The organism is Noviherbaspirillum soli (genome assembly GCF_015352955.1).
Lineage (GTDB): Bacteria > Pseudomonadota > Gammaproteobacteria > Burkholderiales > Burkholderiaceae_D > Noviherbaspirillum_A > Noviherbaspirillum_A soli.
In genome coordinates this window covers 139,293-152,899 of record NZ_JACYOX010000002.1, presented here as the reverse complement: position 1 = coordinate 152,899, position 13,607 = coordinate 139,293, and the positions used below count along the sequence as shown (strand labels likewise).

Annotated in this window: 15 protein-coding genes and 1 riboswitch; all 15 genes read right to left on the bottom strand. The window is 67.3% G+C overall.

The window, feature by feature from the left end:
- Positions 1–57: 57 nt before the first annotated feature.
- Entirely contained in the window at positions 58–1,224 is a 1,167-nt protein-coding gene (locus IGW04_RS02995; protein WP_194711543.1) for a pyridoxal phosphate-dependent aminotransferase, read from the bottom strand.
- A gap of 101 nt (positions 1,225–1,325) precedes the next feature.
- Complete coding sequence (gene nusB / locus IGW04_RS02990; RefSeq protein WP_194711542.1) at positions 1,326–1,796, bottom strand: transcription antitermination factor NusB; 471 nt, start codon at positions 1,794–1,796, stop codon at positions 1,326–1,328.
- Between the two features lie 69 nt (positions 1,797–1,865).
- The gene (gene ribH, locus IGW04_RS02985; RefSeq protein ID WP_194711541.1) at positions 1,866–2,351 is read right to left on the bottom strand and encodes a 6,7-dimethyl-8-ribityllumazine synthase; all 486 of its coding nucleotides are present in this window, start codon (positions 2,349–2,351) and stop codon (positions 1,866–1,868) included.
- A gap of 83 nt (positions 2,352–2,434) precedes the next feature.
- On the bottom strand, positions 2,435–3,550 hold the full coding sequence (ribBA, locus tag IGW04_RS02980) for a bifunctional 3,4-dihydroxy-2-butanone-4-phosphate synthase/GTP cyclohydrolase II (protein ID WP_194711540.1): 1,116 nt from the start codon (positions 3,548–3,550) through the stop codon (positions 2,435–2,437).
- Between the two features lie 70 nt (positions 3,551–3,620).
- A complete protein-coding gene (epsC, locus tag IGW04_RS02975) occupies positions 3,621–4,547 on the bottom strand; it encodes a serine O-acetyltransferase EpsC (RefSeq protein ID WP_194711539.1) in 927 nt (308 codons plus the stop codon).
- 158 nt (positions 4,548–4,705) lie between these two features.
- Positions 4,706–5,326, bottom strand: a complete 621-nt coding sequence (locus IGW04_RS02970; RefSeq protein WP_194711538.1) for a riboflavin synthase — start codon at positions 5,324–5,326, stop codon at positions 4,706–4,708.
- Between the two features lie 13 nt (positions 5,327–5,339).
- A complete protein-coding gene (gene ribD / locus IGW04_RS02965) occupies positions 5,340–6,431 on the bottom strand; it encodes a bifunctional diaminohydroxyphosphoribosylaminopyrimidine deaminase/5-amino-6-(5-phosphoribosylamino)uracil reductase RibD (protein ID WP_323744802.1) in 1,092 nt (363 codons plus the stop codon).
- Positions 6,432–6,464: 33 nt separating this feature from the next.
- Complete coding sequence (locus tag IGW04_RS02960) at positions 6,465–6,980, bottom strand: GspH/FimT family pseudopilin (protein WP_194711537.1); 516 nt, start codon at positions 6,978–6,980, stop codon at positions 6,465–6,467.
- Positions 6,977–7,444, bottom strand: a complete 468-nt coding sequence (locus IGW04_RS02955; RefSeq protein WP_194711536.1) for a type IV pilin protein — start codon at positions 7,442–7,444, stop codon at positions 6,977–6,979. The genes IGW04_RS02960 and IGW04_RS02955 overlap by 4 nt, the downstream gene beginning before the upstream one ends.
- On the bottom strand, positions 7,422–9,446 hold the full coding sequence (locus IGW04_RS02950) for a pilus assembly protein (RefSeq protein ID WP_194711535.1): 2,025 nt from the start codon (positions 9,444–9,446) through the stop codon (positions 7,422–7,424). Before IGW04_RS02950 ends, IGW04_RS02955 begins: the two co-directional genes overlap by 23 nt.
- Position 9,447: 1 nt before the next feature.
- A complete protein-coding gene (locus tag IGW04_RS02945; protein ID WP_194711534.1) occupies positions 9,448–10,038 on the bottom strand; it encodes a pilus assembly PilX family protein in 591 nt (196 codons plus the stop codon).
- Complete coding sequence (locus IGW04_RS02940; RefSeq protein ID WP_194711533.1) at positions 10,035–10,904, bottom strand: PilW family protein; 870 nt, start codon at positions 10,902–10,904, stop codon at positions 10,035–10,037. The genes IGW04_RS02945 and IGW04_RS02940 overlap by 4 nt, the downstream gene beginning before the upstream one ends.
- Complete coding sequence (gene pilV, locus IGW04_RS02935; protein WP_194711532.1) at positions 10,901–11,326, bottom strand: type IV pilus modification protein PilV; 426 nt, start codon at positions 11,324–11,326, stop codon at positions 10,901–10,903. The genes IGW04_RS02940 and pilV overlap by 4 nt, the downstream gene beginning before the upstream one ends.
- A gap of 206 nt (positions 11,327–11,532) precedes the next feature.
- On the bottom strand, positions 11,533–12,003 hold the full coding sequence (gene nrdR, locus IGW04_RS02930) for a transcriptional regulator NrdR (RefSeq protein WP_194711531.1): 471 nt from the start codon (positions 12,001–12,003) through the stop codon (positions 11,533–11,535).
- A gap of 108 nt (positions 12,004–12,111) precedes the next feature.
- On the bottom strand, positions 12,112–13,359 hold the full coding sequence (glyA, locus tag IGW04_RS02925) for a serine hydroxymethyltransferase (protein WP_194711530.1): 1,248 nt from the start codon (positions 13,357–13,359) through the stop codon (positions 12,112–12,114).
- A 99-nt stretch (positions 13,360–13,458) separates the two neighbouring features.
- Positions 13,459–13,563, bottom strand: a riboswitch (ZMP/ZTP riboswitch).
- Between the last annotated feature and the right edge of the window lie 44 nt (positions 13,564–13,607).

Here is a 13,607-nt window from a genome sequence, read left to right as displayed (position 1 = left end):
GCCTCCCAGCCTGATCGCCTTGCAACCTGAAAGCCGCCGGCAGCCCGGCGGCTTTTTTCATGCCTTGAAAAATACGCGCAGCCGGCTGACCGCTTCCTGCAGGTTTTCCATCGACGTCGCATAGGAAACCCGGATGTACTGGTGAGCGGTGTACGGCCCGAAGTCCAGGCCCGGCACCATCACCACGCCCGCCTCGTTGAGCATCTGCAGCGTCAGCCGGTCGGCATCGTCCGACAGCGCGCTGCAATCGGCATACACGTAGAACGCGCCGTCGGGCGTCACGGGCACCTTCAATCCCAGTTCCCGCAAGGCCGGCACGATATAGTCGCGCCGGCGCCGGAACTCGGCCTTGCGCTCTTCATAGATGGCAATGGCTTCCGGCGTGAAGCAGGCCACGCCCGCATGCTGGGCGATGCTGGAAGCGCAGATGAATAGGTTCTGCGCCAGTTTCTCGATGGCCCGGACCATGTTTTCCGGCACCACCAGCCAGCCCAGGCGCCAGCCCGTCATGTTGAAGTACTTGGAAAAGCTGTTGATCACGATGATGTCCTCGCCCAGCGACAGCGCCGAGAACGGCGCCTCATCGTAGGTCAGCCCCTGGTAGATTTCATCGACGATGGTGAAACCGCCCTTCTCCCGCACCACGTTGGCGATGCGGCCCAATTCGTCATGCGCAATCGAGGTGCCGGTCGGATTCGACGGCGAAGCCAGCAGCACGCCGCGGGTGGCGTCGTTCCAGTGTTCCCGCACCATTGCCTCCGACAGCTGGAAGCGGTGCTCCGGGCCGCTGGGCACCATGCGCGCCCGGCCCTCGAAGGCGGCGACGAAATGCCGGTTGCAGGGATAGGACGGGTCGGGCATCAGCACTTCGCTGCCCGGCTCCACCAGCGCGGCGCAGGCCAGCAGCAGCGCCGCCGAGGCGCCGGCGGTGATGATGATGCGGCCGGGCGCGATATCCAGGCCATACACCTGGCGGTAATGGTCGGAAATCGCATCGCGCAACGCAGGCAGCCCTGTCGCGGCAGTGTACTGCAGCTGGCCGTCGGCCATTGCACGGGTGGCGGCCGCCACCACCGGCGGCGGCGCGGTGAAGTCCGGCTCGCCGATGCCCATGTGGATGATGCTGCGCCCTTCCCGTTCCAGCCGGGTCGCCATCTTGGCCAACTCCATGACATGAAACGGTGCGATATGGTCGAGGCGGGAGGCGAGATGGTTCAGATCCATGAACAGCAATCCTGACGGTCGGGTGTGGAATGGGAAGAAATGCGGCCGGAGCAGGCTCCGGCCGGAAGTGTGATGCTTGCTGCCGGCTTGCCGGGCGCCGTTCAGGCGCCGCGGGCGGCGCCGGTTTCCGCCGTGCGCACCCTGGCGGCCAGCTTGTCGAGCACGCCGTTGACGTACTTGTGGCCGTCGATGCCGCCGAAGGACTTGGTCAGCTCGACCGCCTCGTTGATCACCACCTTGTAAGGAATCTCCAGGTGGTGTTCCAGCTCATAGGCGCCGATCAGCAGCGCCGCATGCTCGATCGGCGAGAGCTGGTCCAGCGGCCTGTCGATCAGCGGCGCGATCTGGGCGCGCAGCTTGGCGACATCGCGGATGGCGCCATGCAGCACAGTGTCGAAATGGGCGGCGTCGGCCTTGTCGAAGCCATGCGCCTGGCGGATATGGGCATCGATCACGCCCGAGTCTTCATTGTTGAGCAGCCACTGGTAGAGGCCCTGGAGCGCGAACTCGCGCGCGCGGTGGCGCGGGGTGCGGTTCTTGCTGGGATTGGCATGCTGGGATTTCTGGTTCATAACGGCCTTGGTCCGCGCTCGGCGGACATACGTTCGGATTAACTAGGTACAGAAAAGCGTCCTTGCGGATCACTCTTCTTCATTGACTTCGGCCAGCTCTTCCAGCGCCATTGCCAGATTGGCCATTTCGACCGCGACGCGGCCGGCATCGGCGCCCTTCTCTGCCATGCGCACTTCCGCCTGCTCGTCGTTTTCGGTGGTGAGTACCGCATTGGCGATCGGGATGCCGTAGTCGAGGCCGACGCGGGTGATGCCGGCGCCGGACTCGTTGGACACCAGTTCGAAGTGATAGGTCTCGCCGCGGATCACCGCGCCGAGCGCGACCAGCGCGTCGAACTGGTGGGTTTCCGCCATTTTCTGCAGCGCCAGCGGGATTTCCAGCGCGCCGGGAACGGTGACATGCAGCACGTCCTCGTCGGCCACGCCCAGGCGCTTCAGTTCGGCCAGGCAGGCGGAGAGCAGGCCATGGCAGACATCCTCGTTGAAACGGGCCTGGACGATACCGATACGCAGGCCCTGGCCGTCCAGGTTGCTTTCATAGATGCCAACTGTCATTTTCTTCCTTCGTGCGCCTAAGCGTCATTCGTTGATCAGCGGAGACGGCAGCCTGCAGGCCCGCCACCTCCCGAGTAGTCTGTTTAATTTTCCGGGCAGGCCCGAAAGCCCATCACTTCCAGGTTGAAGCCTGTCATGGAGGGCATTTTCCGCGGGCTTGCCAGCAGCGTCATCTTGCCCACGCCCAGGTCTTTCAGGATCTGGGCGCCGATGCCGTAGGTGCGCAGGTCCATGCGCGCGCTGCGCGATGGGGCCCGCTCCTGCTGCGGCGCGGCCAGCGCCTCGAACTGGGCAAACATCTGGTCGGCCGATTCCTCGCAGTTGAGCAGCACCACCACGCCGCGCTCGGCGGCCTTGATGGCTTCCAGCGCCGAGGCCATGGTCCATGAGTGAGTGGTCACCTGGTTTTCCAGCAGGTCGAGGATCGACACCGGCTGATGTACCCGCACCAGGCTTTCCAGTTCCGGCGACAGCTCGCCCTGCACCAGCGCCAGGTGCGCGCCGCGGCTGGGCTTGTCGCGATAGGCGATCGCGCGGAAGGTGCCGTGCGCAGTCTGCATGGTGCGCTCGGCCACCCGTTCGACGATGCTCTCGTGCTGGCTGCGGTAATGGATCAGGTCGGCGATGGTGCCGATCTTCAAATTGTGTTCACGGCCGAATTCGATCAGGTCGGGCAGGCGCGCCATGCTGCCGTCGTCCTTCATGATCTCGCAGATCACCGCGGCCGGCGTCAGGCCCGCCAGTTCGGCGAAGTCACAGCCGGCTTCGGTATGGCCGGCGCGCATCAGCACGCCGCCCTTGACCGCCTTCAGCGGAAAGATATGGCCGGGCTGCACGATGTCCGACGGCTTGGCGTTGCGCGCCACCGCGGTCTTGATGGTGGTGGCGCGGTCGGCCGCGGAAATGCCGGTGGTTACGCCCTCGGCGGCTTCGATCGACACGGTGAAGTTGGTGCCGTAGGACGTGCCGTTACGGGAAGTCATCATCGCCAGGTTGAGCTGCTCGCAGCGCTCCTCGGTCAGCGTCAGGCAGATCAGGCCGCGGCCGTATTTGGCCATGAAGTTGATGGCTTCGGGAGTGACGAACTCGGCGGCGAGCACCAGGTCGCCCTCGTTTTCGCGGTCTTCCTCGTCGACCAGGATGACCATGCGGCCGGCGCGCAGCTCGGCAACGATTTCTTGCGTAGTTGAAAGAGACATAAGACAGTTCCAGGGACAGACCGCTATTTTAATGGATTTGCCTTGCGGCCCGGCGCTTATTGCCTCCCGATCATTCCGGGCAATTGCTGCGGGCGTCGGCCTGGGACACATTGCTGCCCGGCGCCACGTCATGGGTCAGCCAGACATTGCCGCCGATGGTCGAGCCGCGGCCGATGGTGATGCGGCCGAGGATGGTGGCGCCGGCATAGATCACCACGTCGTCCTCGACGATGGGATGACGGGCATTGCCCTTGATCAGCGCGCCGGTGGCATCGGCCGGGAAACGGCGCGCGCCCAGGGTGACGGCCTGGTACAGGCGCACATGCTGGCCGATGATCGCGGTCTCCCCAATGACCACGCCGGTGCCATGGTCGATGAAGAAGCTGCCGCCGATCTGCGCCGCCGGATGGATGTCGATGCCGGTGTCGGAATGGGCAATGTCGGAAATCAGGCGCGCCACCAGTTTGGCGTCGAGCCGGTACAGCGCGTGCGCGAGGCGGTAGTAGATCACGGCCACGGTGCCCGGATAGCACAGCAGGATCTCGGAGATGCTGGTCGCCGCCGGGTCGCCCTGGTAGGCAGCCTGCAGGTCGCTGACCAGGAGCGCCCGGATCGCTGGCAACTGGCTGGCGAATTCACGGGTGATCTGCTGCGCCCGCTCGGTGAGCTGGGCGCCGGTGAGCTTGCCGGCATCGGTGCCGAACACCAGCCCGCGGCGCACCTGCTCCGACAGCAGCGACAGCGTGGTGTTGAGGGTATCGCCGACGAAGTAGTCGATGCTTTCGTCGGTCAGCCCGGCGCGGCCGTAATGCGTCGGAAACAGCGCCGCGCACAGGCCCTGCAGTATGCCCACCAGCGCCGTTTTGGAAGGCAGTTCGCGGATATTGCCCTGGTACCGGATCTTGTGCGTGACCTCGCGCGAATCGCGCAGCTGCGCGACTACCGTGTCGAGGTTCCAGTGTGCCGGGGCGGAAGCGCCGGGAAGGGTGTCAGCCATAGTGTGTCCTGTCGGTCTGGTGCCCGTCGATGTAGCTCGACGGCCTTGGATTGCAATGTCCCCGGATTATAGAAGCGCATTGCAAAACGCACAGGAAGCGCCAGCGCGACGAGGCCGCACCAGGAGCGTGACGGCCGGGCGCCGCGCCCCGATGCGGGTCAGGCCGCGCCCTTGGCGCTCAGCATCCGCTCGACATAACGCGCAATCAGGTCGATTTCCAGGTTCACCTTGCTGCCGGCCTGCAGGTGCTTCAGGGTGGTGACCTGTATCGTGTGCGGAATCAGGTTGATCGAGAATTCGCAGCCGCCGGCGGTATCTGCCACCCGGTTCACGGTCAGCGACACGCCGTTGACCACGATGGAGCCCTTATAGGCCAGGTACTTGCCCAGTTCGCGCGGCGCTTCCACCACCAGTTCCCAGGACTCGCCCACCGGATCGAAACGGCGCACCGTGCCCAGGCCGTCGACATGGCCCGACACCAGGTGGCCGCCCAAGCGGTCGGCCAGGGTCAGCGCCTTTTCCAGGTTGACTTCGCCTGGCCGGTCCAGCCCGGCGGTGCGGTTCAGGCTTTCGCGCGAGACATCGACGTCGAACTGGCTGTCGGTCTTGGCGACCACGGTCATGCAGGCGCCGTTGATGGCGATCGAATCGCCGATGGCGACGTCGGCCAGCGGCAGGCCGCCGGCAGCGATCGTCAGGCGCACGCCGGCATCGGCGGCGCTGCCCAGGGGCGTCAGGGTCTGTATGCTGCCGACGGCAGCGACGATTCCGGTAAACATAAGCAGATTCAGTTCAGGGAAAACGGGCAAGGATACGCAAATCCGGGCCGAGTTGCTTGACTTCATGAAAGGCCAGCCGTGGCTGGCCGCCCAGTTCCTGCAGTGCTGGCAGGTCGAACATGCCCTGCGCATCGCCCAGCAGCGTCGGCGCCAGGTACAGCAGCAGTTCGTCGACGCAGCCCTCGCGCAGCAGCGAGCCGTTGAGCCTGAAGCCAGCCTCGACATGCAGCTCGTTGATCTGGCGCCGGCCGAGTTCCTTCAACAGTTGCGGCAGGTCGACCTTGCCGCGCGCATTCGGCAGCAGCAGCACTTCGGCGCCGCGCTCGCGCAGCCGGGCCTGTTTTTCGGCATCCGGCTGCGCGGCCACGATCCAGGTGCCGCCGCCTTCCAGGATGCGGGCGTCCGGGCTGACCTGCAGGCGGCTGTCGATCACGATGCGCTGCGGCTGGCGCGGCGTGTCGACGGCGCGCACCGTCATCTGCGGATCGTCCTCGAGCACGGTGCCGATGCCGGTCAGCACGGCGCAGGCGCGCGCCCGCCACCAGTGGCCGTCGTCGCGCGCCTGTTGCGAGGTGATCCACTGGCTCACGCCGTTATGCAGCGCGGTACGGCCGTCCAGGCTGGCCGCCGCCTTCATCCGGACCCAGGGACTGCCGCGCTCCATCCGCGAAAAGAAACCGATGTTCAGTTCCCGCGCCTGCTGCGCCAGAAGCCCGCTTTCGGTGGCGATGCCGGCGGCGCGCAGCTTTGCCATGCCCTGCCCGGCCACCAGCGGATTGGGGTCCTGCATCGCCGCCACCACGCGCGCCAGGCCGGCCGCCACCAGCGCGTCGGCGCAGGGCGGCGTGCGGCCGTGGTGGCTGCACGGCTCCAGCGTGACGTAGGCGGTGGCGCCGCGCACATCGTGGCCTCTGGCGGCGGCGTCGCGCAGCGCCTGGACTTCGGCATGGGGGCCGCCGGCGGCCTGGGTATGGCCGGCGCCCAGCAGCAGGCCGTCGCGCACGATGACGCAGCCCACGCGCGGGTTCGGGGAAGTGATGAACATGCCTTTTTCAGCCCAGTCCAGGGCCAGCTGCATGGCTTGCAGGTCGGAAGTGATATGCACGACGGTGTGTTTTGCAGGGAAGAGGCGGCTATTCTAGCAATTCGACTTGTCGCGTTCCGGGTTGCAGGCGCGCGGACGGCCGAGCAGGTTGACAATGATCCTGCGCCGGAGATCGCCGGCGCTGAAGTCCCAGGCGCCGGCCTGCGTGCCGCCGGCGCTGGTGCGGCTGCGGCCATTGGCGCCATAGGCCAGATAAGGCAGGCGGTCGTCGTTGAAGTTGCTGCTGATGGCAATGCCGGCCGGCGGCGGACCGTGGCTGGCGACGATATCCTCGCCCGCATCGGGCCGCAGGTTGCCATTGCGGTCGACCAGCACCATCCAGCCGCTGTCCCAGCCAGTGCCCGTAGCCAGCAGCACCACCGGAGCGCCGCGACGCAGGGCTTCGGAGCGGGTCAGCGTCACGGCGGCGAAGAAATCATTGACGGTGGTCGTGAGCCTTAGCCGCTGCAGCAGCGCCTGCAGCGCGGGCGCCGCCATGCCCAGCAACAGCGCCGCGACCGCCAGCACGCAGAGCATCTCCAGCAGCGTATGGCCGGCGCGCCGGTTCATGGCCAGCAGGCGGGCAGCCTGCCATCGGCCAGTCGCCGGCCACGGCTATCGAGCCGCAGCACGCCGCAGTCGGGGTCGGCATGGTTGGCGCGCGCGCCGGGGCCGCCCGGACGGGCGGCGACGCTCACGCAGCGCTCAAGGCTTTCGCCTTCGCAGGCAGTGGCGCTGAGGGTATAGGCGCTGTCGGCCGGGCTGGCGCCAGAGTGAAATTTGAAGGAGCCGGGCGCCGCGGCGTCGAAGGCGTGGTAGCGGCCATGGCGCGAAAAATGGCGCTCCTGCTGCTGCATCAGCATCAGCAATGCCGCCCTGGCCTCGGCCCGGCGCTGGCTGCGCGCCAGGCTCTGCCAGCTCGCGGCGCCGACAGCCGCGAGCGCCGCGCAAATCGCCAGCGTCACCAGCACTTCCAGCAGCGTATGGCCTAGCAGGGCGTGAACGTCAGCCCTATTGTCTTTGCGATGCCGCATTGCGCATGGCCTCCCAGTCCACGACCTCGCGCCAGCCCAGGCGACCGGCGCGCGACCTGCGCACGATGGACGGCGCCGGCTGGCCGCCGGCTTTGCCTCCGATGACCGTATGGCGCGTTTCCACTGTGCCGGTGCCACTGCCGCCCCCTTCCGCCTGCCCCGGCAATGCCGGCCGGCGTTCGGCGACGACGTTCAGCGTCCGTGCCGCCTGCATCGGCACGGCCAGCCAGGGCGCCGGGATGCCGGGCGGCGACAGGCCGTTCTGCGCATTCAGCAGATACAGGCTGGCGCTGGACCCGCACGCGGAAGCGCCGGGCAGCATGGTGGCGATGGTCGCCACGCCGTCTTCGATCAAGGGGCTGACAAGCATGCGCTCGCCGGGAACCGGAAAATCGAGCAGCCAGCCGGCAGCAGTGCTGGTGCCGCCATCGAGGCGGTAGGCTCCTGCCTTGTCCGTAACCAGCTTGCGCACGGCCAGGTCGGCACGCGTCAGGGTCGATGCGGCTGGAGCCTGCGCGTCCGCCACACCGTAAAGCGACTGCACCGACTTGTCCCGCGCATCGTCGGCTTCCAGCAACCGGCCGGTGCCGAACAGCAGCAGCAAGCCGCCGTCGCCACGATAAAGGGCACGCGGCGCGCTGGTGATCGGCTGATGCCGGCCGCTCGCATCGGCGGCGACGAACAGCGGCTGGCCGGAAGCGGTGGCCTGTGGCCAGGGCGGTTGGCCGGCGCTGAAATCGAGCCGCCACAGCCTGCCCTGCAAATCGCCCGCATAGGCCAGCCGCACGATGCCATCGACGTCCGGAATCAGTGCCGGCTGCGCCAGGCCATTGGGCAGCGCGGCGCTGCCGGCGGGCAGCAGGAACTTGAAGTAGTTGCGGTTCTGCTGCCATGGCGCGACGGGGTCCTTGTCGAGCGAAAGCAGGAACAGCGCGCCCGGCCCGGCCTGATTCGAACGCCCATCGCCGTCGGCGCGTTGGCTGTTGTAGCCGGACGCGGCCACGATGAAGTCGCCATATTGCCCGGCGCCGGTGCGAAAGCGCGCTAGTGCCGGCGGCTGAAAGACATTGCCGATATCGGGATCGTCGCTGTCGGTGAACTCCAACAGCACGCCATCGCCGCCGGCAAAGCGCGCCGGATTGCTGACATCAAGCGCGAACACGCCCTGCGCACCGCCGCCGAGGCCGCCGGCCAGCACGGTTTTCCAGGCGCCTCGCACCAGCGCATTGCCGGCGGCCAGGCCGCCTTCGGCATACGGACTGGCGGCGTGGGCCGACGTGGGCAAGCGCGGCCATTGCGGCCGCAGCGCCAGCGGCAGGTAGGCAAACAGTTCATTGCCGCTGGCCGCGTCGAAGCCGTGCAGCATGCCGTCGTTGGCCTGCAGATAGACCGCGGCCGGCCGGCTTGCGTACGCTGCCAGGAATGCCGGATAGCGCGGATCGGCGCCTGCCGGCGGCGGCGCCCCCACGAACAGCGGCGCGCCGACCACCGTCGCGCCCAGGAGGCTCGCGCGGCGCCGGAATGGGCCTTGCCGGGAACCGGCTTCCAGTGCCCGCTCGCCGCGCAGGTAGGCCACCCGGCTGGCGCCCCCGTCGTCGGCCACGCCGTCGGCGCCGGTTGACAGCAGCGACTGGCCGGCCGGGTCCAGCATGGTCCAGTCAAGGGCAATGGTGCGCAAGCGGTTACCGTCACGCTGGCCGGTGTAGAGCGCGCGCATCGCAGGATCGCGGCCTTCCAGCAGGGCGGCGGCATCCCATGCCGGCACGTCGGCGGCCATGGGCCGTCCGGCCTGGTCACGCGCCAGCGCATATTTTTTCAGGCTGCCGTCCATGCCCGAGTCGCGGGCGATCGCCTGATAGAGCGCGGTCGCGGCCGGATCGATGCCGCTGGCAGCGCAGGCGCCGGCCCGTGCCAGTTGCGCGGCATTGGCCAGGTCGAGCGAGGGCGCGGCTGCCGCCAGTCCGGGCAGCAGCAACAGGATGACCGGCAATGCGCATCGCATGTCAGCCTCCCCCTGCACGCCGGTACCAGGCCTGCAGCAGCACCCGGGTATCCTCCTGGGCGCCGAAACCGACGGCGCTGATGCGATAAAGCGTGCCGGCGCCGGCCAGGTCGGCGCTGCTGCCGGCGCGGCGGTCGGGATAGGCTTCGATCAGGTAGCGCGGCCGGCGGGCCGGCAGTGCGCCACCGCCGGCCGGCATGGCCTGGCCGGTGAAGCGTCCATACGCAATGCTGCGCATCGTGGCTTCGCCCTCATCGCGGAAGTCGACGGCAAGCCAGGCCGGCGCGATGTCCTGCCCGGCGCACAAGCCCAGTAGCGGATTGGCGGCGCCGGTGCCGCAGCCAGCCGGGAAGGCTGGCGCGGCCGAAGCCAGCAGCGCGGCGCGCGGACTGGCGCCGGCTGGCTGTTCGATATCGCGCTGAGCGTCGAGCAAGGCGGCTTCGGCTGCCTGGAAGGCCGTCTTGCGGTCTCGGTCGTTGCGCGCCGCCCGCTCTTCCTGCAGCGCAATGCGGGCGCCAGACAGGCCCAGCATCAGCGCCACCACCATCACCAGGAGGCACATCAGCAGCGCGCTGCCGGCAGCACGGCTCATGGCGCCTCCTGGCCGCGATTGCGCAGGTACACGGTGGCGCCGTAGATCCGGCGCAACAATCTGCGGCTGGCGGCGGGAAGCCGGGACACCTGGATCACCGTGCCGGGATCGGCGCTGCCGTCATAGGCCGCACCGAAGAGCGCGTAGCTGCCGGCGCCGCCCGCGTCGGCCTGCGTGCCACGCGCCAGCAATGCGATCCTGACCGCGCCCACAGCCTGCCAGGCGCCGGCCTGCGCCTGCACGGCGGTGGCGCTGACGAAGCGGTCCGGGGCAGCGCCGGCCTGCGTCTCCATGCCGTACAGCACCTGGAAGCCCTCGATGCCGCGCACCAGCGCGTCGGACTTCCAGCCGCCGGGACCGCGGTATTTGCAGCGCAGCTCCGGTTCGCCGCCGGCGTCATTGGCGATGTAGAAAATGCTCCAGCCGCCTTGCCCGCCATCGGCGCCGACGGCCGCGCCGGCGCAGTTCTGGATCGCGCCATCGCCGCTGCCCTCCCCGCTGCCCTCGAAGCGCAAGGCCAGCACGTCGCTGCCATTGACGGTGCTGCCGTACGGACCGGCTATGCCGTCTGCGGCATCCCTGAGCGACCTTGCGTCCAGCCCGGTGACGGGCTGCAGCGCCGTCGCACCGCTGCCGGCCGCGCCCCAGTCGCGGTAGCCGGCCTGCCGCACCGCCCGGCTGATCAGTTCCAGCGCGAAGCGGCCGTTCTCTTCCAGCCGGGCCCGGTCGTCATGCAGCAGGTAGGCACTGCGCACGGCCAGCAACAGGGAAATGGAAGCCAGCACCAGCATCATGCCGATGGCCAGCGCCACCATCAGTTCAGGCAGGGACAGGCCGGCCGCATGCCGGCGCAGCGCGCGCTTCATGGCTGCGCCGGCGCGACGACGATCACCACGCCTGGATACGGCGCAGCGCCGTCGGCTCCACTGCGCCAGCCCAGCTTGACCACCTGCGGGCTGCTCGGCTCGCCGCCGCAGGCCCATCGATAGGCGCCGGCCGCCTCGTCCCAGGGCGCGGCATCCTGGCAGATCAGTGCCCGGCCGGCAGGAAGCGCCGCGGCAACCTGGGCCTGCCAGGCCGCCTGTTCGGCCGCATCGGGCGCTGCGCCGGCGCGCAGGCGTTCAGCCATGTCGACCGCCAGCTGCATTGCCACGCCATGCAGCGCCGACTGCCGGGTAGCGTGCAGCGAGCGCCATTGCAGTTCAAGCAGGCTCAACGCACCCAGCGACAGCAGGCACAGCACGATCAGCACTTCGATCAGGGTAAAGCCGCGCGCAGTATTTCCCATGGTCGCAAACTCCGGCAATAGCCCGCCAGCCGCAGGGCGGCGGGATGGGACATGCGAGACGAAAGGCGTGGGCAGTGTTCTTGCGACCGTCCGGCTCAGGCTGGAAAGGTCAGGCAAACACCGTTCCGGACTGCGACCCGATGGGCACGCGCAGCGAGACAGGCGGATAAACAGCGACTTCTGTGAACGGACTTCCGGGCTACGGACTATTTCTGGGGCTTCTTGCGGTCGGGGTCGATTTCCGCGATCACATCGCGAAATTCGGCGACATCCTGAAAACTGCGGTACACCGAAGCGAAGCGTATGTAGGCAATCTTGTCCAAACGCTGCAATTCGGCCATGACGAGTTCGCCGACCTGGCCGGACGGAATTTCGCGCTGGCCGCTGGAACGCAGCTTCTCTTCAATGTGCTGGATGGCCGTGTCCACCGCGTCGGCGGGCACCGGCCGCTTGCGCAAGGCCAGCATCATGGAAGCGCGCAGCTTGGCGGGTTCGAAATCGGTACGGCTGCCGTTTTTCTTGACGATGACCGGCATTGCCAGTTCCACCCGTTCATAGGTGGTGAAGCGCTTTTCGCAGTAATTGCAGCGCCGCCTGCGGCGGATGCTGTCGCCTTCCTCGGACACCCTGGTGTCGAGGACTTGCGTGTCTTCGTGCTGGCAGAAAGGACATTTCATGAGCGGGCACCGGAAGCGACAGCCATTGGAGAATTGGCAACGAGTATAAGGGCCGCCTGTCGGCTCGTGCAACCGGCAGGCGGAATGCGCCGCGATGGCGCCCCGCGATCAGGCCGCGTAGACCGGGAAGGCGTCGGTCAGCTTCTTCACCTCGGCCTTGACGCGCTCGATGGTGGCGGCGTCATGCGGATTGTCGAGCACGTCGGCGATCAGGTTGCCGACCTTGACTGCCTCGGCCTCGCCGAAACCGCGGGTGGTCATCGCCGGGCTGCCCAGGCGGATGCCGGAAGTGACGAATGGCTTCTCCGGATCGTTCGGAATCGCGTTCTTGTTGCAGGTGATGTGAGCCGAACCGAGGATGGCTTCGGCTTCCTTGCCGGTGATCTTCTTGGCGCGCAAGTCGACCAGCATCACGTGCGACTCGGTGCGTCCGGAGACGATGCGCAGGCCGCGCTCGATCAGCGTGTTGGCCAGCGCCGCGGCATTCTTCACCACCTGCTGCTGGTAAGCCTTGAATTCCGGGCTCAGCGCTTCCTTGAACGCCACCGCCTTGCCGGCGATGACATGCATCAGCGGGCCGCCCTGGATGCCGGGGAAGATCGCCGAATTGATGGCCTTCTCGTGCTCGGCCTTCATCAGGATCACGCCGCCGCGCGGGCCGCGCAGCGACTTGTGGGTGGTGGAGGTCACGAAGTCGGCATGCGGCACCGGGTTCGGGTACACGCCGGCGGCGATCAGGCCGGCATAGTGGGCCATGTCGACCATGAAGTAGGCGCCGACTTCCCTGGCGATCTTGGCGAAGCGCTCGAAATCGATGCGCAGCGCGTAGGCGGAAGCGCCGGCGATGATCATCTTCGGCTTGTGCTCGCGGGCCAGCCGCTCCATCGCCTCGTAATCGATCTCTTCCTTCTCGTTCAGGCCGTAGGACACGACGTTGAACCATTTGCCGGACATGTTCAGCGCCATGCCGTGGGTCAGGTGGCCGCCTTCGGCCAGCGACATGCCCATGATGGTGTCGCCGGGCTTCAGCATCGCGAAGAACACGCCCTGGTTGGCCTGGGAGCCGGAATTGGGCTGCACGTTGGCGGCTTCGGCGCCGAACAGTTCCTTCAGGCGGTTGATGGCCAGGGTCTCGGCCACGTCGACGTACTCGCAGCCGCCGTAGTAGCGCTTGCCGGGATAGCCTTCCGCGTACTTGTTGGTGAGCTGGCTGCCCTGGGCTTCCATCACCGCGGGCGAGGTATAGTTTTCGGAGGCGATCAGCTCGATGTGTTCCTGCTGGCGGGTGTTTTCGAGCTGGATGGCGGACCAGAGTTCAGGATCGACTTTGGCGATGGTGTGGTCTTTGGCAAACATGGAGTACTCCAATCGATGGGGGCGGACAGCAACGATGCGATGGGATGAAGGCCGGCCGGAATGCAGGGGGAATGACGGCAGCCTCAATCTACTTACCATCTTGGCTGCCCAGGCGCACGGCTATTGAAATCTCACGCTTCCCGGTGGATGCCCACCTTGCGCCGGATGCAGAGTTCCGGCTTTTCGCCAGTCACGTGAGACGAAATGGTCCGCGCATTGTAGATTAATGGCTCATTTTGAGCAAGATT